Below are 22384 nucleotides of genomic sequence, written 5' to 3'. Positions count from 1 at the left end.
GGGTTGAACGCTTGACATCCGCAATTTTTACAAACGCACCGGGTCGTGTGAACCTGCTGGGTGAACACACCGATTACACCGGTGGGTTGGTTCTGCCCATGGCAATTCCTTTCGCAACGAAGGCCAGCGTGACGGCTGCCGCGGAAGGTTATGTGTTCACCTCAACAGCATTTCCCGGAGAGCACGCCAGTTCGCGCGACGAGAAGGCCATCGGCGCATGGAGCGACTATCCCGCAGGCGTGCTGCATGAGTTGTGGGCGCTGGGTATGGATGTGCCACCCTTCCGCATGGAACTGGACGGCAATGTGCCGCTGGGTGCGGGATTAAGTTCATCGGCCTCCATTGAAGTGGCCACTGCCGTTGCGTTGCTGCGCCATGCGGGAACAATGCTTGAGACGAAGGAGATTGCGCTGCTGTGCCAGCGTGCAGAGAATCGGTTCGTCGGTTCACCCTGCGGCATCATGGACCAGTTCGTTGTGACTGCGGCAACCGCAGGACACGCGCTGCTGCTGAATACGCGCACGCTTACATACGAGCTGCTGCCGATGAACACCGGCAACCTGGCGCAGTGCAGCATTGTGATTGCCAACAGCATGGTTCGGCACTCCGTGGCCACGGGCGATTACGGTGTGCGACGTCGCGAATTGGAAGAGGGACAAGCCATCATTCGCACGCGCTTTCCTGAAGCGGAAGACCTTGGGCGTGCGACGACAGAACAGTTGGAAGCGGTACGCGCCAGCCTGAGCAACAACGTGTACAAGCGGTGCAAACATGTCATTACAGAGAATGCGCGTGTGCGTGAAGCAGAGGTTGCCATGAAGGCAGGCGATGCTGTGAAGCTGGGCGAGCTGATGAATGGATCGCATGCCAGCCAGCGCGACGACTTTGAAGACAGCGTTGCAGAAATTGATTTCCTCGCAGCCACGGCGATCACGCTGCCCGGTTGCTATGGTGCACGACTGACCGGCGGTGGCTTTGGCGGCTGCACCGTGAGCCTTGTTGCATCGGACGCTGTGCCGCAATTCACCGCACAGCTTGCCGCGGCTTACAAAGACCACTTCAACATCGAAGCTGAGATTTACGTCTGCACACCGGCAGATGGCGCTCTGGCGCAACTGGAGCGTGCGCAATGAACCCGTTACTTCTGACAACGCCGCATCGCCGCTGGAATCCGCTTCGTGGAGAGTGGGTGCTGGTATCGCCGCATCGCACGCAGCGTCCGTGGCAGGGACAGACGGAAGACGCCGCTGTGCCGCAGTCGCCGCAGTATGATCCGTCGTGCTATCTGTGCCCCGGCAATCCGCGCGCAGGTGGCGAGCACACGCCGCATTACACCGGCACCTACGTTTTCACCAATGATTACGCGGCCCTGAAGCCAGACGCAGAAATCATCACGGAAGAGGATGGCCTGTTGCATGCCGAGACGGAGCGCGGCATCTGTCGTGTGTTGTGCTTCAGCCCGCGGCACGACCTGACACTGGCAACGATGGATGTGCCTTCGATTCGCGGCGTGGTGGATGTGTGGGCCGCGCAGGAAGAAGAACTGGCTGCGAACCCCGACATTCGCTATGTGCAGATATTTGAAAATCGCGGCGCAATGATGGGTGCCAGCAATCCGCATCCGCACGGCCAGATCTGGGCCACCGAACACATCCCCAACGAGCCCGCAACGGAGCTGCGCACGCAGAAGAAATACTTCGTGAAGCACGGCGAAACCATGTTGCATGCCTATCTGCAGAAGGAACTGGAAAAGGGCGAACGCGTGGTTGCACAGAACGACACGTGGGTTGTGGTGATCCCGTTCTGGGCCGTGTGGCCGTTTGAAACACTGGTGCTGCCACGCGACCCTGTCGCTTCCATGCGCACGCTTACTGAAGCACAGCGCAATGGGCTGGCGGATATTCTGAAGACGCTCACCGCTGGTTACAACCGCGTCTTCGATGCGCCGTTCCCGTATTCGATGGGCTTTCATCCCGCGCCGTGCGATGGCGAAGAACATCCGGAGTGGCAGCTGCATGCGCATTTCTATCCGCCGCTGCTGCGGTCGGCCACGGTGCGCAAATTCATGGTGGGATTTGAACTGTTGGGATCGCCGCAGCGCGACATCACACCGGAAAGCGCCGCAGCCACGCTGCGCAATGTGATGCGCTAAACAGCCGCAATGGAGGACAATGGGAGTGCGATGAGCACTCTCAATCCATTTCGTCTGCATCCGTCCTTTTCCGAACGCACATGGGGTCGACGCGACCTGAAGCCCTGGTATCCCGACTCTGCCGAGCGCGATGCGCAACACAAAGAGCCGATTGGCGAGGCGTGGCTGACCGGGCCGCAGTCCCTTGTAAACGACGGCGATTATGCAGGTGAAACGCTCGCATCACTGGCAGGAAAAGAACCGGACGCATTGCTGGGAAAGCTGGCAAACGAAAAAGAATTTCCGCTGCTGATGAAGCTGCTGTTTCCGGATGACAAGCTGTCCGTGCAGGTGCATCCGAACGACGAAGAAGCCGCTGCACTGAACATTGGTCGTGGCAAGACAGAGTGCTGGTACATTCTTGAGGCTGAACCGGGAGCCACCGTGGCCTGCGGGCTGAAGCATGGCACCACGCTGGAGTCACTGCGTGATGCCATTGGCAATGGCACAGCCGAAAATCTTCTGGAACATATCCCTGTCGTCGCGGGCGATATGGTGTTTGTGGATGCGGGAACGGTTCACGCCATTGGGCCGGGCGTGACCATTCTGGAGACGCAGCAAACTTCTGACACAACGTATCGCCTGTACGACTACGGTCGTCCGCGCGAACTGCACGTCGACAAAGGACTCGCTGTGAGCAAAGTCGTAACGCGCGCAGGAAAAGTCGAACCGAAACGCATCACCGTGGATGGACGTGAAGGCAGGCGGCTGATCCAGGAACAGTACTTCACCGTGGACAGCTTCTTGCTGAAGATTGGCGACACCATCCAGTTTGAGAATCCCGGCAACAAGCCCTATTGCCTGACTGCTGTTCGCGGCGATGCGCAGGTGATGGTGGCCGGTGAGTCCATGACAGAGCTTCCGGCGAGCAGCTCTGTGATTGTGCCTGCGGATGTGGATTGTGTGACGGTGCGAGCTGACAGTGCGCTGGAACTGGTGCGCGCCACGCCGTAAAAACCTGTGTTCAGGAGGCCGTGTTTGCAGATGCTGTAGAGCGGCCACTGAAACGCAACGTAAGAGCGAACAGCGTGGCCAGCACAAGAAGGCCCGCGCTGCTCATCAGCACCAGATGCGCTGTCAGCAGCAGGCACCCCGCGGACCACAGTGCGATGGCCCAGCCAAACGTGCGGAAGATCGACGAGTGAAACACGCCGGCCAGCGGCAGCAGATGCAGCCCCAGAATGATGCCGAATGCAGCCGGAAAATACGGCAGCAGATGCAGCACCGCCAGGATGCAGAATGCCGTGGCTGCTGCCACGCCTCCGATGATGTACACGGCGGCAAGCATCTTGCGGCGGCGCAGGCCGTGGAGGTCGGGTGTTGGCTCGTCAATCATCGGGTTCAAGCTCACACTATCATTCCGTTCGCATGAAGCTTCAGTTCCAGCGTGGATCGCGTGTGATTTCCAGGAAATCCAGCGTGCCGGTGCTGTGAATTTCAATGCGGTCGCCCGGTTTCAGGCGGACGCCGTTGCGGGCAAATCGTTCCGCAGAGACACCGCCGGGCTGGGCACCGCGTACTGCGGACGTCCACGTATCCACCACCGCCCCATTAATGCGAAGCACAAACCGCTGCGATGTCTGCGGTGCGTCGAAGTAGCCCACCTCAACGCGATAGACATTCTCTTCGCCGCGGAACTCTGTGCTGGCGGAGCAGTCGGACAGCGAACAGGCAATGTAAGCGCCGCCGGAGGAGCCTTCTTTATCTTCGGTAAAGACCGTGTGGTAGCCCTTCAGCGTCATGGTTTCCGCTTCGATACGGCCTGCATGCTTGCCTGCAAAGCCCAGCGTGTCGGGTTGGCCGGTCACACGTAGCAGCCAATCGGTCACTGCCTCACGCCATATCTCTGCGCGGCGTGTGTTGTCCTGCAGCAGGAGATGTGTCGGCATCCACCGTTCCGGTTCCAGAAGGTCTCGGGTTTCATCCCAGTCGTCGTCGGCGTTGGCTGCGGCGGATGCGCCGGTGAAAGCAGCGTCATACACTGCCTGCGTTACGGTCTGGCCGTCGCGGATACGGAAGCTAAGCGGTACGCGATGAAGCAGCAGCAGCCATTCCGGCGGTGTGGAGGAAGGGTTTGCATACTCCTGCTGAAATTCCGGCGAGAACCCGGCGGATTGCAGGCGTGCTGCGCCAATGCCCTCGCGGTCTGCCAGCGGATGTGTTGTGTCTGATGACGTCGGATCGGGGCCATGCTCCGTGCCCAGGCGCGGCAGCCCCAGCGGCGATGTGATGCCGGCATAGCTGGCTTCGCTGTCGAGTACGATCTTCTTCGCCACGCCAAAGATGCGGGCGTCGTCACCCCACGTCTGGCGAGCCCATTGGTCCACGATGCTGTCGCGCGACTCTTCCGGGTTCCACGCGAACCGACCGAAGGCATACAGGCTGGCCTGGAGCAATGGCTGTTCCAGCAGCGGCAGTACGGCCTCCTGCGAAAGAGTGCCGACTGCGCCACTGAGATGGGCTGCAACCGGAGTGCGCAAAGTCATCTGCCACGCATGTAGCGGCGTGACGGGCTGGCGAAGGCCACCGGGAAGCAGGAGGAATTGCGCCGCACGGCGTTCCTTCCCGCCGCTCTCGGGCGCAAGGCCGCTCATGGGAGCGTCGGCAAAGCTGCTGTCCTGAAGACGAAGGTTTCGCTCGGCCTCCAGATCCGCAGCGCTGGACCAGACGCGAATGCCATACGGACGGAACAGGCGCGCAGCCTCAGCCTTCTGTTGCGCATTGCAGTTCAGAACGACACCGTTAATGCCAACCGAGGCGAGCAGCCGTCCGTACTGACGAAGTACGCCGTCCTCCGGGGTTGGGCCTTCCATCTGGATCGCTCGAAGCGGGAAGCGGGGCGATTCCGCAAGCTCGTCCGGCAATTGACGGTCTTCCGTGACCAGTGCGGCGAAGCGGAAGGCGGCGTACAGCTCCGCGCGGGGCGATCCACCCTCCAGCACCCACCACTGCCGTATGCCGTTGCGCAGATGGACAATGCGGAAGCCTTCTTCCGGTACGGGCTTGTCCACCCATCCAGGTGCAATGCGGCTCAGGCCAGCGCGGCGCAGAGACTCTGGCGTGCCAAGGATGATGGCGTCGTTGCGCGGGTCAATGCGGCGCAGCAGGATGTCCGTCCCGGCAACCATGTGGCCCAGGCCACGATCCAGCTCTTCAGCAGCAGTCTCTTCCTCTGGTGCGGCATGGCCGTTGGCATCGCCCAGGAGCGCCACGGCATGAGGCATGTCGTGGTAACGGGGCGGGTCTGGCGGAATGACATAACGCAGCCAGCCGACTGCGGAGGGAGCGGGTGTCTGGCCAAAGGCAGCGACGGCAAAAGACAGGCTCGCAAACGTTCCCAGTGCCAGTCTTTGCAGCGTTCGCAACATTCCCCCATTGGACTCCACCCGGACCATTTTGGTGTAGGTCCAAGGGCGCCGTCCGAAGCACAGTTGATGATATCGAGTCTGGGCGGATTTGTGGTCGCGCGTCTCTGAAGCGAAGGCGGATCCTGCGGAATCGTAGTGCCGGATGCAGAATGCAGGTCCCTCGGCTTCACTTCATTTCGTTCAGGATGATGCACTTTGTGTGTTGCAGGCGTTGGACGGCTGAGGGACGAGGACACCCGCATCAATGCGGATCACGCGCATCCCAGCAGCTTCCGCCGCCTCCACGCCTTCGCGCGAATCTTCGAAGACAAGGCAGTCCTGCGGCGCCACCTGCATGCGCCGCGCGGCTTCCAGAAAGAGATCCGGTGCGGGTTTGCCTCGCGGAACATCCTCGCCTGAAACGATCCATCCAAAGACACCGTCAAGGCCCACGGCGCGGAGCGTGGCTTCAATGTTGGCGCGCTGGTTGTTCGACGCCACGACCATGGGAACTTTGCCCTGAAACTGCCGCGCCACATCGCAGACGGGAACAATACGTTCCAGCAGATGCAGACTCTCGGCGTAATTTGTCACCCAGTGCTTCAGAATCTCAGCATGTGGCACGGGAATGGGTCCGTAGGTCTTCTCAATGGCCAGCAACACCTGCGGCGGTGTGGTGCCATACAGTCCGCGGGCCCACTCTGCTGTGGGCAAAATGCCCATAGGGCCCAGCGTGGTCCGCAAAGCGGCAATGTGGGCGGGCAGCGTCTCCACCAGCGTTCCGTCACAATCGAAGATAAGGGCGCGGAAGCTGGCGGGGTCAAGGTGGAATTCCATGCAGGCCATGCTATCAACCCTGCGTGACATGGAAGAGGGCCGTAATGATCGGGAATCGAACCGTGCACAGACGGCAGAACCCGGTTGACATGGTTACGTCGCGGGGCTTACGCTCTCGGAACTGAGACGTCTCATATCCGCCGCAACGCCGCAGACGAACGCCGACTTGCGCACAGGCTGTACCTACAGAACACTTTTTCCTCGAGGATCGACCATGGCAGTGGAACGCAGCATAGTCCAGCAGGCAGTGGAAGCTGGCAAAGGTATTTTGAAGCTTGCCCCTTCGTGGGTTCCCCGCTCGTTCATGATTCCCGGACGACGGCTGAAGCTCCATCCGGATGACATTTACGCGTACGGCGGCCATCGCGGCGGCATTAATGAGCGCTGGTTCTCTTCCACCACCAAGGCCGCGAACGGCCCGGACACCACGGAGTTTGAAGGACTTTCTTTTGTAGTGGCGAAGAACGGCGGCAGGTTCCTGCTGAAGGACGCCGTGGAAGTCGAAGGCGGCCTGCTGCTGGGCGAAGACGTTTTCAAGCGCGAAGGCGGATGGAACCTGCTCTGCAAATTCTTTGACAATGAAGGCCCCATTCCCCACCACATGCATCAGAACGAGGAGCATGCCAGCGCCGTTGGTTTCAAAGGCAAGCCGGAGGCCTATTACTTCCCGCCGCAGTACAACCAGACCTTCAACAATTTCCCCTTTACCTTCATGGGGTTGGAGCCGGGAACAACAAAGGACCAGATTCGTGACTGCCTGAAAAAGTGGCAGCAGGGCGACAACGGCATCACGTTCCTGTCGCGCGCCTATCGTCTGGAGCCGGGTGCGGGTTGGCAGATTGATCCGGGCATTCTGCACGCTCCGGGATCGCTCTGCACCTATGAGCCGCAGGTGAATTCCGACGTCTTTGGCATGTTCCAGAGCGAAGTGGAAGGCCGCATTGTGCCGTGGGACCTGCTGGTAAAGGATGTGCCGGAAGACAAGAAGCAGGACATCGAATACATCATCAGCATGTTGGACTGGGACGCGAACACGGACCCGAACTTCGGCGCGAACAAGAAAGTCTTCCCCAGGGTGCAGCGCGAGGAAGCGGGCAAGTTCGTGGAGAAGTGGGTGGTATACGGAACGAAGTTTTACTCGGCGAAAGAACTTACCATCCTGCCGGGAGCGACCGTGACGATCACCGATCCAGAGGCGTATGGTCTGATCGTGACGCAGGGTTACGGCGACTTTGGCGGTACGCCGGTCAGCACGCCGTCGCAGATCCGCTTTGGTGATCTGACGGAAGACGAGCTCTTCGTCACAGCACCGGCCGCGCGTAAGGGCGTGACCATTACGAATGCAAGTGGCACCGATCCGCTGGTGATCCTGAAGCACTTCGGACCGGGCAATCCCGATGCAGCGGAACTGATCCGCGACTTCGGGCCGTCAAGCTGGAAGAAGTAAGTACATTTCGCGTAGAGTGGGCCGGCTAAATCAAGCGGCCCATCTTTACGCCGCAAAACACCGTTACGAGGGAACTGTCATGTCAGCAACACACAGCAAGCCGCGTCTGCACAACGCAATGTGGCCCGGAATCGTTGGTAAAGGGCCGGATTCCACGGAGCCGTTTATTGATCTGGACACCATGCTGGACCTGACCGCGCAGGCAGAAGTGGACGGCCAGAAATTCGATGGTGTGGACCTGTTTATGTCCTCACCCCACACCTCGATCGACTCCACCGATGATGATCTGAAGGTACTCGCTGAAAAGCTGCAATCGCGCGGGCTCGTCTGCGGATCGTTTGTTGCTCCCGTGTGGGCTCCCACGGGCGGTGGCTCAGCGATGGGCAACGAGATGGAAGTCCGCAGGTTTCTGGAACAGGTGCGCAAGGCATGCGTGATCGGTCGTAAGATGACCGCGCTCGGCGTGCGCCCCAGTGGCGTCATCCGTATTGATTCCGCCACGGGAACCGGAGACTGGTACAAGGACCCGAAGGGCAGCACAGACAAAATTGCAAAGACCTTCACCGAGGCCGCGAACATTGCGGAAGCGGAAGGACAGCGGTTGGCCGCGGAAGGCGAAATCTGCTGGGCCGGTATGCATGGTTGGGATCACATGCTGCGTCTGCTGGAAAAGGTGAATCGACCGAAGACGGTGGGCTTCCAGGCAGACATGGCGCACACCATGCTGTACACGCTGGGCTATAACTCGCCGGAGAGCCGCATTGTGGCCGAGGGATGCAGCACTCCCGAAGAGATCACGGCTGCGCTGAAGAAGGTGACCAAGGCTCTGCGTCCGTGGACGATTGACTTCCACGTGGCCCAGAACGACGGCACCGTGAAGGGCCAGGGCTCGCACGACAAAACCGGCCGCCACTGCGCTCCGGATGATCCGAATGGATTGATGGACATTGTGAAGGTGGCCGGCATGTGGATGCGCGATGACAACGGTGTCCCCACACGCGCGTTTGAGCACATCTGCTGGGATGGCTGCATGTTCCCGAACGATGTCATGACTGATCCGCAGACGTGGAACAAGGTGTTGAAGGTGATGATCGACGTGCGCAATGCGCATGGTTGGAACTGATTCAGAAAGGAACTATGAGCGACTTATCAATTCCTACATACGGATCAGCCGATTCTGGGAGTGTCAGCCCTATTGATTTCGAACCGCTCGCTGGATCTGTGATCGTTCTCGCATACGACAACGTAGGAGAGGTTGGCGGTGTCTCAATCGAAGCGCGTGAATTGCGCAATGACAGAGGCGGTGTCTCACGCGGTGCGCTAGCTGGAGTCAAACAAGATGAGTACCGAAGCAACAACTCCTTCATCAAGGCTGAAGAATTACCAGAGCTACTAAAGGCTTTTTCAGCTTTGCTTGCTGTGAATAGCAATCCGACAAAGTTCTCTAATTTCGAAGTCAAGTACAAGACACACGAAGATTTCGAAATCATTGCCTTCAATTCTCGCAATGGAATTTCCTACGTCGTCAGGTCGGGGACGGCTCAAGTCTTCCTCCAAAGACAACATCTCCTACGGATCGTAGAAATGCTGAATGTTGTTTGGAAGAAAATCGAATCGCTTCAATAAGGTGACAAGTTCGCATGAGCAAGAAGACACTCAACGTTGGCCTGGTGGGCTATGGCTTCATGGGCCGCACGCACTCCAACGCATTTCGCCAGGCGCCAAAGTTTTTTGATCTGCCCTATGAGCCGGTACTGAAGGCGGTTTCCGCACGCAATGCCGATCGCGCGAAGAAGTTTGCGGACAACTGGGGATGGCAATCCGTTGAAAGCGACTGGAAGAAGCTCATTGAACGCGACGACATCGACCTGATCGATATTGCCAGCCCGAACGATACGCATGCGGAGATCGCCATTGCAGCTGCGAAGGCGGGCAAGATCGTCATGTGCGAGAAGCCGCTGGGCCGCACAGCAGAAGAAGCCAAGACCATGGTGAAAGCCGTGGAAGATGCAGGCGTGGCCAACATGGTTTGGTACAACTATCGCCGCGTGCCCGCTGTGGTGATGTTGAAGGACCTGCTCGATGAAGGCCGCTTTGGCCGCATCTTCCATTACCGCACACAGTTCCTGCAGGATTGGACCATCTCACAGGATTTGCCGATGGGTGGCGAAGGCCTGTGGCGTCTGGATGCTTCTGTTTCTGGCAGCGGTGTCACCGGCGACTTACTTGCACACAATATCGACATGGCCATGTGGCTGAACGGCCCCATTAAAGAAGTGAGTGCCGCGACGGAGACCTTCATCAAGGAGCGCAAGAACACGCTCACAGGCGAAGTGGTTCCAGTGAAGATTGATGATGCTTCCGCTTTTATCGCGCGTTTTGAAAACGGCTCGCTCGCATTGTTCGAAGCGACCCGTTATGCACGCGGACACAAGGCGCTGTTCACGCTTGAGATCAACGGCGAAAAAGCCTCTGCATCGTGGGACCTGCATGATCTTCACCATCTGCAGTACTTCGATTACAAGAATGATGGCAAGCTGCGCGGATGGACGGACATTCACGTCACGGATGGCGACCACCCCTACATGAAGAACTGGTGGGTGCCGGGCTTGCAGATCGGTTATGAACACACCTTCACGCACCAGGTAGCGGACTTTGTGGCTTCGCTGGATAGCGGCAAGCCGGCAGGCCCAACCTTCCGCGATGGCTTAATGACGGAATATGTGACGGACGCGGTATTGAAGTCCGCACAGACAAAGAAGTGGGAGACGGTGGAGACGGAGTAAGTCGAACTAACTTCGTATCCACTGTCACATTGATATTTCTTCATGCCGCAGGTTGCGGCTAAGTAGGTCCAGAGAATTTCTGTAACTGAATTACCGGAGGCTGTATCCGATGAAGTATCGCAACTTAATTGCCGTCGCGGGAGCACTTACTCTTTCCGCGACACTCATGGCGCAGGCCCCTGCGGGCGCGCCGCCCGCCAACCCGTTGCGAGCGGGGTTCCAGCGCATTATGCAGCCGCCGCCGATGGTGGACTTCAACGACAATACCGGCTTCACCTCGCTCTTTGATGGAACGCTGAAGGGTTGGAGCTACGACTCGAACCTGTGGGACATCAAGGATGGTTCGATTCATATCTCCGCAACCTGCGAGAAGCCCTCGGGCACGGTCTATGCCGTTTCCACCGCCGGTGAGTTCGGTGACTTCGTGCTGAAGTACGAGATGAAGGGCACCGGCAACATCAACGGCGGTATGCAGTTCCGCAGCTACATCACCGGCGATCCTTCTTCCACCGGCACAAAGTTCCCGCCGGTGGTACGCCCCACGCCGCCGCCGCGTCCGGCAGGTACGAACGCCGCACCGCGTCCTCCACGTCCGGCAGCATGCGCCAACCCCGGCACGCCTCCAACGCGTGAGTACGAGTCCAAGTGGGATCTCGCCGGTCCGCAGGCTGACTTTGACGAAGGCAATAAGTACAGCGGCATGTTCTATGAACAGAGCGGACGCGCCGTCATTGCCACGCCGGGTTACTCCATGTATGGCGATGCCAGCGGCAGCTATGCCCTGGCAAAGATCGTGGAGAAGGCACAGCATGACGAATGGTTTCACAAGGATGACTGGAATCAGTTCATCGTCGTCGCGATTGGTCATGCCACGTCGATTTACATGAACGGCCACCTGATCACGCAGTTTGTCGACACCGATCCCACTTACTTCCGCCCCAGCGGCAAGATTGGTGTGGAGTCGGAATCCACCGGCGATCTTTGGGTGCGTAACATCTCGATCAAGAAGCTGTAACAACAGATAGAAACAAATGCAGCGGTCGCCGCGTACATGCAGCGATCGCTGCACCCGTTTCAGGAGAGAATAACGGCATGCCAAAGACGAGTTATCTGGGACGTCGTACAGTTTCGATTGAAAACGAATTCCTTCGCCTCACCGTGACGGAAGAAGGTGGTCACATTGCCGAGGTGTATAGCAAACGGGCCGATGTAAATCCGCTATGGACACCAACGTGGCAGACGATGGAGCCAAGCGCGTTGAAGCCGGAACAGGAAGCGCTCTACGGCGGCAACTCGGAAGCCAGGCTGCTGTCGGGTATTCTGGGGCACAACCTCTGCCTGGACATCTTTGGTGGACCAAGCGAAGCAGAAGCTGCTTTGGGGCTGACCGTGCATGGCGAAAGTTCGCTGCTGCCTTACACGATTGAGGAATCGGATAATACGCTCACCTGCAGCGCGCACTTTCCATTGGCACAGATTGATTTTGTGCGCACGCTCACGCTTGAGGGTGAAGGCGTTCGCATTGAAGAGCAAGTAACGAACAAAGCCGGATTTGATCGTCCCATTGCCTGGACACAGCATGTAACGCTGTCGCCGCCGTTCCTTGATCCGGCGACAACGGAATTTCGCATGAGCGCGGAAGGCCCGGCAATGACGCACCCGGAGAGCCTGGGCGAAGCTTCCTATCTGAAGTCAGGCGAACCCTTTGGATGGCCGAACGCACCGGCACTCAACGGCAGTGGTGTGGTGAATGTCACGGACATGAAGCCTATCGCACCGGCCAGCAGTTATGTCGCTGTCCTGATGAAGCCGCAGGCGTACTGGAGCGCGTGGTCGCCGAAGTATCGCTTTGCCATTGCCTATGTCTGGGACGGCGGCGACTTCCCCTGGCTCGGCATATGGGAAGAGAACCGCAGCCGCAGCCATGCGCCCTGGCATTACAAGGCCGTGACACGCGGCATGGAGTTCGGCGTGAGCCCGTTCCCTGAATCGCGGCAGTCGATGGTGGAACGCGGATACTCACTGAATACGCCCGGATTCAAGTGGCTGCCTGCAAACGGGACGTTAAGCGCGACTTACTTCATTCGGACGTTTGTGACGAACGAGCCGCCGGTGGATGTGACGGCTTAGCCGTCTTCGCACGATCTTCCGATGTGATGGTCCGAAGCACGCGGCATGGATTGCCAACGGCCAGCACATCGGAAGGAATATCGCGCGTCACTACACTGCCCGCGCCGATGACCGTTCGGTCCCCGATCGTGACACCGGGAAGAATCAGCGCGCCTGCACCGATCCACACGTCGTTGCCAATGGTGACCGGCGCGCCGTATTCCTGCTGACGACGCAGGGATGCGTCCAGCGGATGCAGCGGCGTCAGGATCTGCACACCACTGCCGATCTGCGTGTAATCGCCAATGGTCACGCGGCAAACGTCCAGCACGATGCAGTTGAAGTTGAAGAACACGCGTTCACCCAACTCAATGTTCGCGCCATAGTCGCAGAAAAAGGGCGGCTGCATCCACACGGTGTCACCGCCTTTGCCAAAAAGCAGACGCATCACCGAACGGCGTTCATCCGCATCGCGGTCACGCGTGTTGTTCAGCTGATGGCAAAGGTCGCGAGCGCGTTCCCTGCCTTCCATCAGGTCATGATCAAAGGGATCGTAAAGCTCGCCTGCGAGCATCTTCTCGCGTTCGGTGCGGTTCGTCATCTTTGGTTGGATTGGGTTGGTGCAGTGTGCGTTGTTTGTGTGTGGATCACCTTCCTGTGCAAAAGAAATTTCCCGTTGCCATCCTGAAGCAATGCAGCAGGGTGACAACGGGAAATCAAAAGTAGAGGAATGGTTCGTTCAGAAGCTCAATTTCAGACTGAGTTGCAATTGCCGAGATGTTGCGGCGGCTGTAATGACACCTGCCGTGGGGCTGGCGACGACCGCTGCCGTCTGGTTCGCCGTGGTGCCCTGCGATGGGCCTGAGGAATAGATCACCGCGTTTGGGCCAAGCAGATTGGTATGGTTCAGCAGGTTGAAACTCTCCACACGGAACTGCGCCAGAACGCGTTCGCCAATCGTTGTGGTCTTCTGCAACGAGAGGTCCCAATCCGCATAGCCAGGCGCGTTCAGCGTGTCGCGCCCCAGGTTGCCCACCGTGCCATACGCAGGTGCGCTGAACGCAGCAGGATTGAAGTACTGCGCCACACGCTGCGCGGTAGTGCCCTTGTTGATGAGCTTGCCATTGAAGCCGGGGTTTACATTCGGGCGAACCGGGTTGCGTGTATCACCAGAGCCGGTGGGGTTATAGCCAAGCTGCGGCGAGAATGGCAGGCCACTCTGCAGCGTAAGGATCGTGCTGACGGTCCATCCGCTGACCAGTTGATTGGTCAACGCACCGCTGTTCGAAGCGAACGCATGACCATGACCAAAGGGCAGGTTATATGTTCCATTGAACGCCGCGAGATGACGAACGTCCGTGGCAGCAGGACCGTAATCCAGCGCCGGGTTCTTCGGATACGAAACGAACGCAGGTGTATTTGCAGAGACGCTGGTATTCCACGCGGATCCGTTGTCCAGATTCTTGCTGAACGTGTACACGCCGCGGAACTGCAGACCACTGCCGAAGCTGCGCTTCAGGTCCAGCACCAGGCCGTTGTAATTGCTGTTGCCCTGTGACACCCACGATGTGGTGTTCGCAACCGCGGGATTTACCTTGATGGCTGTCGGATAGTACAGCGTGCCATTGGGAATGCCTACGGGGCAGTTGTTGTTGCAGGTTATGGACAAAGGCTCATTCTGGTTTTCGCTCAGGATCTGGTGATAACCGTGCGATCCGATGTAACCCGCGGTCAACGAAAGATTCGGAGCAAGCTGGCGTTCGATGCGCAGCGTATAGGACGCTACGGTCGGCGTCGCAATATCCGTCTGCACATTCGAAGGCGAGATCAAACCTGCCGCACCAGATGTTGGGTTCGCCACCGTCGTACCGCTGTACGAGAGCGTGGTGTTAAACGGCGCCGCCTGATCGAAGCGGTAGTCCAGGTTATCCAGCAGCGAATGATGCAGACCAAAACTCGCACGCACGGCGGTCTTGCCATCGCCGGAAACGTTCCATGCAAGCCCAACACGCGGCTGCGGCAGGAACTTCGCGCGGTTGTTCAACAGCCCATTGCTGCCAACGGTTGGATTGGTGCTGATCACGCCGTTGGTCAACGTGTACACACCAGCGCGGCCCCGCGCTTCGTTGAAGCCGTTGCTGCTCTCAAAACGCAGACCGTAGCTTAATTCAAGATTGCGGTGCGCCTTCCACGTGTCTTCCACATAGGCCGCACCAAACCAGCTTCGCCATGCCAGCTCCGTCGGCGATGGCACCACGGTAAAGGTCTTGATGTTGCCTGCAAGGAACGTGGACAACGATGCAAAGCTGGCCTGACCGTATTGGTTCTGCGCCAGATTGTCATTCGATTGCAGACGCTGCAACCAGCCGCCTGCTTCCAGCGTGTGATTGCCCAGCGTGATGTAGACATGGTCATCGAACGTAAACAGGTTGCGTGTGATCGCATTGTTCGATCCCACGTTCGCACCTGCGCCGGTGATCTGCGAAGAGCCATTGGAGGCAGTCGATCCCGCAATCACGATCGCGCCCACAGGCTTGCCGGGAACGAACGTGCCGGAGACCGCTGCAATATCCGGAGGCACCGAACCCAGGAAGTAAAAGCTGGCGCGCGAGAAGCCGAAGCGCGCCGTATTCAGCACGCGCGGCGAAAACACATGCTGTTCCTGCACGCTGAACACCTGTTCGCGCAACGCTTCATCAATCAGTGAAAGCGGATTTTGTGTGGGTGTGTGCGCCGTGGAATCGTCCACGGTGTACACGCCAAACAGCAGGTCATTCGCCGTGAGATTCGCATCGGCGCGCGCCGTGCCAAAGTCTTCGCGGATATGCTGCGTCGGCGTGGAATAAGCAATGGCGATACCCGAACCAAGGTCCGGTCCGTTCGCAATGGGCCACAGATTCAGCAGCGGCTTTACTGATGCCACCGCGGCTGCGCGCGATGCCGCATTGGGTACCAGCGTAACGTCGCTCAAGCCAAGGTTCTGGCGATAGCCTTCGTAGTTGCCGAAGAGGAAGACCTTGTCAGTGCGGATGGGGCCGCCCAGCGCCGCACCGAAGTTATTGCGCTGAAAATTCGGCTTCTTTGCCTGATCAAAGTAGTTGCGCGCATCCAACGCGGAGTTGCGCAGAAACTCATACGCCGAGCCATGCACGCGATTCGTGCCGGACGCCGTAACAATGCTGATCTGCGCGCCCTGCCGCTTGCCATAGCTGGCTCCGTAAGTATCAGAGACCACGTTGAATTCGCGCACCGCTTCCACGCCAAGCAACTGGCCGCTGGTACCGCCGGGCGTCACATTGATGAGCGAAGCGCCGGTGTATTCCACGCCGTTCAGCAGGTAGAGATTGTCCTGCGGACGGCGACCAGACACGGAAAACATATTGCCCACAGACGAGTTCGACGTACCCACGGAACCCGATCGTTGCGAGGTGTAATTCACCGTCGCAGGATTCAGCGTGATCAGTTGGTCATAGCTGCGGCCGTTCAGTGGCAGGTCCTTCACCTGGCGCTCGTCCACCAGACCCGAAACCTGCTCGTTGGATAGATTGACGGTCGGTGCGGCATCGGTCACGCTCACCTGCTGCGTGTCCGATGCGACGTGCAGATGCAGATCAAACGCAACCGCCTGCCCCACGGTCAGGTTGATGCCGCTATGTTTTTCCGTCGTAAATCCGGCTGCCTGCACGGAGATACTGTAGGTGCCAACCGCCACGGACGGCGCGGCGTAGCGTCCGGCGGCATCTGAAATCAGGCGACGTTCTGTCCCCGTATCTTCATTGCGCACGATGACGGTAGCGCCGGATACAGCGGCTCCGGACGAATCCGTGACAACGCCATGAATGGTGCTGCCCACCACCTGTGCCACCAGCGACGGTGGAGCAGAGGTTGCGATGAGAGCGAGTGCAAAAGATGCAAGACGATAGCGACGCGAAAGCATGGCGCGGGGAAATCCTTTTGTATGTCGATTCTGTGGAGTGAGAAATACGCGGCGATCTGCCGCAACAGCGAGCGGGGTTTCAGCGACAACAACAACAGGGATTCGCGGAACCAGGATGCACGGGGACCAAGCTCGCTGCCTGAAGGGGATCAGGCCGGAAGAAACGAAAGAGTAGGGGAAAACACGGAGGGGCGAACGCTCAAAAACTTAGCGGCAACAACAGGTACAGGCTGCGAAGGAGCGAATCACCATAGTGCGATTATCGCCTCAATCCCCTGAAATTGCAAAGCAATACATGCCTGCTTCCGCATAAATTTCACGTGTTTCCTGTCAACGCAGGTATAGAGTGGTCGCGTTATGATTCGCTCCTCTCTGCTTGCGCTCAGTCTCATTTCCCTCCCCGTTTCCGCCTTTGCCGCGCAGGATTGCGCATCACTGAAACGGGTTGCGGTGCCGGATGCCACCATCCTTTCTGCCACCGAAGTTCCCTCGCAGCCGTTTGCCGCGCCCATATCCACACCGGGGCTCATGTTGCCGCCGCTGTGCGTGGTGAAAGGCATCCTGCATCCCTCGGCGGATTCCAAAATCCGCTTTGAAGTATGGCTGCCACAGACCGGATGGAACGGCAGGATTGTGGACGTGGGCAATGGCGGCTTCGCCGGCTCCATTGCCTATCAGCAGATGGGCGCAAACGTGTTGGCGGGTTACGCCACAGCCGACTCCGACGCAGGACATCAGGCAGATTCTGAGGATGCAAGCTGGGCCTTCCAACATCCGGAGAAGATCAAGGACTTTGGCTGGCGCGCAGTTCATCTGACGGCAGGCGTGTCGAAGATCATGGTGAAGTCCTACTACGGCAAGCCGCAGGAGAAGGCGTACTTCGATTCATGCAGCGACGGCGGCCGCGAAGCGTTGATGGAGGCGCAGCGCTTCCCGCAGGATTACGACGGCATTCTGGCTGGCGCTCCCGCGAACAACTGGACGCACATGCTGGCCAACGGTCTCGCGATGATGAAGGCTATGGGCGATGACCCAACGACGTTCTTCTCCAGCATGAAGCTGCCTGCAATTCATGCGGCTTCGCTGACCGCATGCGATGCGCAGGACGGCGTGAAAGACGGCATCCTTAGCGATCCGGAACACTGCCGCTTTGACCCGGCTGTACTGACCTGCAAAGGTGCGGAAGACATCAGTTGCCTGACGCCGAAACAGGCACAGACCGCGCGAACGCTGTATCGCGGCAGCACAGACACAAAGGGACAGGTGATCTTTCCCGGCTACGTTCCGGGCGATGAAGCTGCGGGGTGGAAGAACTGGATTCTGGGTACCGCGCCCACCACGGGCAGTGGCGGCGCTTACGTCACCAACTACTTCCGTTACATGGTCTACAACGATCCGAAGTGGAACCCACTCGCTGCCAACACAGACGATGCTCTGCGTCGCGGCATGGAAGGTGCGGCAAAGGACGTCGACGCCACGAACTCTGATCTCTCCGCATTCGCAGCGCACGGCGGCAAGCTGATTCTGTATCACGGCTGGAATGATCCCGGCATCTCGCCGTGGAACACGGTGAACTACTTCAACGCCGTGAAGAAAACGATGGGCGAAGCGAAAGTAGCGCAAACGGTGCGGCTATTCATGGCGCCCGGCGTAGAACACTGTCTCGGAGGTCCGGGGCCAAGTCTCTTTGGTCAACTTGGATTTCCCGCAGCGAACGGCAAAGGCAGCGGTGTGCTGGATCTGCTGCAGGTATGGGTAGAGAGAGGCACTGCACCGGAGCTGATTCTGGCCACCACTCTGAAAGATCCGCGAGCACCGCAGACGGTGCGTCCATTGTGCGCCTATCCAAAACGCGCTGTGTACAACGGCAAAGGCGATCCGAATCAACCGGGCAGCTTCACCTGCAAAGCAGATTAAGCACCCTTCGCGTATTAGCTACAGAGGCCGATCCAACCGGTAGTACGGATGCATGCGCTGCTGCGGACCCCAGGGTTCGCGGTGCGTGTACACGAACCCCAGGCGCTCAATCAGAGCCTGAGAATTTGCATTGTCCGGGCCGTGTCCTGCAACAAGTGATGATGCAGGCGTGTGAGCCCACGCATGCGCCATCACAGCACGTGCGGCTTCTTCACCGTAGCGTCCGCTCCAAAAGGGACGTGCAATATGCACGCCTATTTCCAACATACTGAGAGACGCATGGAAGGGACGAAGCCCCGCGCATCCGGCGTGTTCCTTTGTCTCCAGCGAAAACACCGGCCAGTATTGAAAACCGTACTTCTGCTGGTTGGCACATTCCTCTTGAAAACGTTCCGCAGCCTGCGCCACGGAACGAGCGCCGCCCATGTGATGCATGACATCTTCATCCGTCCAGAGCGCAATGGCCAACGGGAGATCCTCGTCTTGCCAAGTGCGAAAGTGAAGACGCGCGCTATCGGTCGGGAGCATCGGATGCCTCAGCCAAGGGCACAGCAGCGAGTGCCGATTTCGCTCTTCTGCGCAGAACAACATCCGGCAGCGCGGAACGCGTCAACAGCAGCACGACGACCACCACGACGAGCCACGCTCCCGTGCCTGTCGCCAGCCGCAAAAGCGCCGTGGCAAACGTAACTCCCTGCGGCAGATAACGCAGCGAAAATGCTGCGGCACATCCACCCAGGATGGCCGCCAGCAAAGACTTTCCAAGCTCGGGCCATTCCAGGTCTGCAACGCGCACCATCCCCTTGCGATCCAGCAGCACCACCAGCGCAATCATGTGCGCGGCAATGCCAATGTCTGACGCAATGACCAGTCCTGGAAGCCCATGCGTGCGGAACAGCAGCGCATACAGGGGCAGCGCAAGCACCGTAACGGTGGTGCCGGAGATCATGGGCGTAAGCGTGTCGCCTGCGGCGTAAAAGGCACGCGAATACAGATTTTGCGAGGCCCAGAAGGCCAGCGAAAAGCAGAACAGAACGAATAAATACGCCGTGGCAGAGGCATCGCTGCTGTGGAACTTTCCGCCACGCAACGCTACGTCGATGATGGGATGCGCCAGCGCAATCATCACGGAGGTCAGCAGAAGACTGACCGCCAGGAGTCGAGAGACGGAACGATTTACCGAGGAATTAAACGCGGATTTATCTTTCACCCAAAGCGACGCGAAAAACGGCAGGGAAGCCGCGCCTGCTGCAGGCCCGATGATTTGCATGGGGGCGTTAAACAACTGCCGCGAATAGCTCATCAACGAGATCGCACCGGGCGTATGGCCCGCGAAATGGTTTCGTATCCACAGATCCAGCGTCACCAGCGATTGTCCCAGCATCAGCGGCAGACTCAGCTTCAGCCACTCTCGCAACGCCGGATCGCGCAGATTCAGCACGGGGGACCAGCGCATTCCAATGGAACGCGCGCCGATGTAGTTGATCAGAAAGAACCCGAAGAACGCGCCGGCAACTGCACCAATGGCCAGCGAATGAACCCCCAGACGCGCGTGCAGCAAAAGCGCGCCTGCGATAATGCCGCCGTTATATAACAGCGGCTGCAACGCTTGGTAGATAAAGATTTTCCGCACCAGCAGTCGCGATCCGAAGATGCCTCCGGCAAACAGCAGCAACTGGTTCACCAGCAGAATGCGTGTGAGTTGTACGCAGAGACGTGTGGTCTCAGGATCGCGGAGCTCCAGCACATGTCGCACATACCACGGCGCAAAGACCCCGGCGATGGCAAGCGCCCCGCTCAACACAATTGTCATCACATTGAGCACGTTGGAAAGTGCGCGGTCACCATCGGCCTGTCGTCCTTCGCTTTCGTACTGCGTCAGTAATTTCACGAAGGTCGTAGACGCGATGCCACCGATCAACAGGTACGAGACGGTATCCGGCAGCTGGAATGCACCGTTATATGCATCCACCGCAGGGCCAACGCCGAAGAAGTACGCAATGATTTTGCTGCGCACCAACCCCAGCACACCGCTGAGCAGTGCAGAGGCCATGAGCAGCAGCGACGCGGAGAACGCAGACGAAGCGCGCCGGCGCGTGTTCTGAGATGAGGTCGTGTCCGCCAAGCAATCTCTATTTTAGGTGCTTCCGCGATTTCTCTGGACTTTGTATCTGCGTGCAGGTTGCGCATCCTGATGCTTCCATGGCTCACTGAAAGAGATAAGTCGTGGACGTGGAGGAAGTATGCGGCATTGGATTGCGGCTCTGTTGTTGGCAGGCGGAATGTTTGTGGGGCAAGCTCCTGCGCAGAAGAAAGAGGTGTCCGTTCCCTTCCACAATCCCATTCTCTTCGCCGACTACTCCGATCCGGACGTGATTGCTGACGGCGGCAAGTATTACCTTGTTGCATCTACATTTCATTACGTGCCGGGCATTCCTATCCTTGAGTCGACCGACCTGGTGCATTGGACGATTCTCGGGCACGCTGTCGATCGCGTCACGTTGGCGCCGCAATATGACCTTGTCGATGGCAATCGTTATGGCGCAGGCATCTGGGCGCCCGCCATTCGCAAACACAACGGCACCTACTTCATCTACTTCCCTACGCCGGATGAAGGCATATTCGTAACCACTGCGAAGTCGATTCGTGGTCCGTGGTCAAAGCCCGTCGCCGTGATTGCGCAGGCGAAGCTGGAAGACCCATGCCCCTTCTGGGACGACGACGGCAACGCCTATCTTATCCACTCGCGCAAAGGCGCAGGGCCACTGATTCTGCATCGCATGTCGCCGGATGGATTACATGTGCTGGATGAAGGCAAGGTCATCGTGGACGATCCCAAGAATCTGCACACGCTGGAAGGCCCGAAGATGTACAAGCGCAATGGCTGGTACTACATCTTTGCCCCATACGGCGGTGTGGGCACGGGAGCGCAGGCGGTGATGCGATCAAAGAACGTATGGGGGCCATACGACTATCGCACCGTACTGGCGCAGGGCAATACTGAAATCAATGGACCACACCAGGGCGGCTACATTGAAACACCCGACGGCAAAGGCTGGTTCATCCATTTCCAGAAACGCGACTCGCACGGGCGCATTCTGCATTTGCAGCCTGTGCGTTGGGAGGATGATTGGCCCATCATGGGCGATGCCCTCGCAGGCGCAACACAGGGAACCCCTGTCGCTTCTGGCGAAGTGACTGTTCCTCGTGCATCAGTTGGCAAAGGATCGCCACAAACATCTGATGAATTCACCGCGAAGACTCTAGGCCCGCAATGGGAGTGGAACCACAATCCTGACAATGCCATATGGTCGCTGACCAAACGCCGTGGCTATCTGAGCCTGACACCATCGGTTGCAATGGACCTATTCACCGCGCACAACACGCTGACGCAACAGATGCAGGACAACAATCTGGAAGCAACCGTGCGACTGGATGTAACAAAGCTTCCGTCCAGCGGCCATGCGGGTTTCAGCATGTTTGAGAAAGCTGCAGGAGGCGTAGAGATTACTGCCAACGCACAAGGCAAACGTCAGTTGTTCTTCTTCCACGGAACCGATCGCGTCGCCGGTCCTGAATTAACACGCGGCGTAATCGATCTTCGCGTGACTGTGCATGGCGATATGGCTGCGTATGCCTACAGCACAGATAACGGCACGAACTTTCAGCCACTTGGCACAGAAACAAAGATGACGTTCTCGTGGTGGAAGGGTACGCGTCCGGCCATCTTCGCCTATCGCACTTCAGCCAATGGCGATGCAGGCTGCGTGGACGTGGACTGGTTCCACTACAGGGCGCTAAATCAATAGCGAT

18 protein-coding genes are annotated in these 22384 nt (G+C 58.5%); 11 read left to right on the top strand and 7 right to left on the bottom strand.

From position 1 onward, the window contains the following. Window positions 1-11 precede the first annotated feature (11 nt). The 3 genes from galK to AB6729_RS10935 are packed head-to-tail and all read left to right on the top strand — an operon-like array spanning window position 12 to window position 3145. Window positions 12-1133 (top strand): galactokinase, encoded by a 1122-nt coding sequence (galK, locus tag AB6729_RS10945; protein ID WP_371081653.1) that lies wholly within the window; start codon window positions 12-14, stop codon window positions 1131-1133. Continuing rightward, a complete protein-coding gene (locus tag AB6729_RS10940; RefSeq protein ID WP_371081652.1) occupies window positions 1130-2152 on the top strand; it encodes a UDP-glucose--hexose-1-phosphate uridylyltransferase in 1023 nt (340 codons plus the stop codon). The genes galK and AB6729_RS10940 overlap by 4 nt, the downstream gene beginning before the upstream one ends. Window positions 2153-2182: 30 nt before the next feature. After that, window positions 2183-3145, top strand: coding sequence for a type I phosphomannose isomerase catalytic subunit (locus AB6729_RS10935; RefSeq protein ID WP_371081651.1), 963 nt, complete (start codon window positions 2183-2185; stop codon window positions 3143-3145). Between the two features lie 10 nt (window positions 3146-3155). On the opposite strand, the gene AB6729_RS10930 is transcribed toward AB6729_RS10935, so the two are convergent. From AB6729_RS10930 to AB6729_RS10920, 3 genes are all read right to left on the bottom strand, one after another. Then, window positions 3156-3542: a hypothetical protein gene (locus tag AB6729_RS10930; protein WP_371081650.1), complete on the bottom strand. Its 387-nt coding sequence runs from the start codon at window positions 3540-3542 to the stop codon at window positions 3156-3158. 25 nt (window positions 3543-3567) lie between these two features. Next, window positions 3568-5559: an alpha-glucuronidase family glycosyl hydrolase gene (locus tag AB6729_RS10925; RefSeq protein ID WP_371081649.1), complete on the bottom strand. Its 1992-nt coding sequence runs from the start codon at window positions 5557-5559 to the stop codon at window positions 3568-3570. A gap of 180 nt (window positions 5560-5739) precedes the next feature. After that, on the bottom strand, window positions 5740-6375 hold the full coding sequence (locus AB6729_RS10920; protein ID WP_371081648.1) for an HAD family hydrolase: 636 nt from the start codon (window positions 6373-6375) through the stop codon (window positions 5740-5742). 214 nt (window positions 6376-6589) lie between these two features. On the opposite strand from AB6729_RS10920, the gene AB6729_RS10915 reads away from it, so the two are divergent. The 6 genes from AB6729_RS10915 to AB6729_RS10890 all read left to right on the top strand — a co-directional run bounded on the left by AB6729_RS10915 (window position 6590) and on the right by AB6729_RS10890 (window position 12738). Further along, window positions 6590-7822, top strand: coding sequence for a hypothetical protein (locus AB6729_RS10915; RefSeq protein WP_371081647.1), 1233 nt, complete (start codon window positions 6590-6592; stop codon window positions 7820-7822). Between the two features lie 79 nt (window positions 7823-7901). Continuing rightward, a complete protein-coding gene (locus tag AB6729_RS10910) occupies window positions 7902-8945 on the top strand; it encodes a TIM barrel protein (RefSeq protein WP_371081646.1) in 1044 nt (347 codons plus the stop codon). A 14-nt stretch (window positions 8946-8959) separates the two neighbouring features. Beyond that, a complete protein-coding gene (locus AB6729_RS10905) occupies window positions 8960-9448 on the top strand; it encodes a hypothetical protein (RefSeq protein WP_371081645.1) in 489 nt (162 codons plus the stop codon). A gap of 14 nt (window positions 9449-9462) precedes the next feature. Beyond that, entirely contained in the window at window positions 9463-10608 is a 1146-nt protein-coding gene (locus AB6729_RS10900) for a Gfo/Idh/MocA family protein (protein WP_371081644.1), read from the top strand. 109 nt (window positions 10609-10717) lie between these two features. Beyond that, on the top strand, window positions 10718-11623 hold the full coding sequence (locus tag AB6729_RS10895) for a DUF1080 domain-containing protein (RefSeq protein ID WP_371081643.1): 906 nt from the start codon (window positions 10718-10720) through the stop codon (window positions 11621-11623). 77 nt (window positions 11624-11700) lie between these two features. Continuing rightward, window positions 11701-12738 carry a hypothetical protein gene (locus tag AB6729_RS10890; RefSeq protein ID WP_371081642.1) on the top strand — a complete coding sequence of 346 codons (1038 nt, stop codon included), beginning with the start codon at window positions 11701-11703 and terminating at the stop codon, window positions 12736-12738. On the opposite strand, the gene AB6729_RS10885 is transcribed toward AB6729_RS10890, so the two are convergent. Together AB6729_RS10885 and AB6729_RS10880 are read right to left on the bottom strand one after the other, a co-directional pair. Beyond that, entirely contained in the window at window positions 12689-13318 is a 630-nt protein-coding gene (locus AB6729_RS10885) for a sugar O-acetyltransferase (protein ID WP_371081641.1), read from the bottom strand. The two genes, AB6729_RS10890 and AB6729_RS10885, sit on opposite strands and share 50 nt — an antisense overlap. A gap of 138 nt (window positions 13319-13456) precedes the next feature. Further along, window positions 13457-16654 carry a carboxypeptidase regulatory-like domain-containing protein gene (locus tag AB6729_RS10880; protein WP_371081640.1) on the bottom strand — a complete coding sequence of 1066 codons (3198 nt, stop codon included), beginning with the start codon at window positions 16652-16654 and terminating at the stop codon, window positions 13457-13459. A 357-nt stretch (window positions 16655-17011) separates the two neighbouring features. Here AB6729_RS10880 and AB6729_RS10875 point away from each other — a divergent pair, with 357 nt between their 5' ends. Beyond that, window positions 17012-18571, top strand: a complete 1560-nt coding sequence (locus AB6729_RS10875) for a tannase/feruloyl esterase family alpha/beta hydrolase (protein WP_371081639.1) — start codon at window positions 17012-17014, stop codon at window positions 18569-18571. A gap of 18 nt (window positions 18572-18589) precedes the next feature. On the opposite strand, the gene AB6729_RS10870 is transcribed toward AB6729_RS10875, so the two are convergent. Next, on the bottom strand, window positions 18590-19099 hold the full coding sequence (locus AB6729_RS10870) for a GNAT family N-acetyltransferase (protein WP_371081638.1): 510 nt from the start codon (window positions 19097-19099) through the stop codon (window positions 18590-18592). Then, window positions 19083-20696: a murein biosynthesis integral membrane protein MurJ gene (gene murJ / locus AB6729_RS10865; protein ID WP_371081637.1), complete on the bottom strand. Its 1614-nt coding sequence runs from the start codon at window positions 20694-20696 to the stop codon at window positions 19083-19085. The genes AB6729_RS10870 and murJ overlap by 17 nt, the downstream gene beginning before the upstream one ends. A gap of 118 nt (window positions 20697-20814) precedes the next feature. Between murJ and AB6729_RS10860 the strand changes: the two genes are divergently transcribed. Continuing rightward, a complete protein-coding gene (locus tag AB6729_RS10860; RefSeq protein ID WP_371081636.1) occupies window positions 20815-22380 on the top strand; it encodes a glycoside hydrolase 43 family protein in 1566 nt (521 codons plus the stop codon). Window positions 22381-22384: the final 4 nt, after the last annotated feature.

The sequence above is a fragment of the Terriglobus sp. RCC_193 genome, from assembly GCF_041355105.1.
GTDB lineage: Bacteria > Acidobacteriota > Terriglobia > Terriglobales > Acidobacteriaceae > Terriglobus.
The sequence above is the reverse complement of the archived record's forward strand: the minus strand, read 5'-3'. Positions and strand labels throughout refer to the sequence as shown.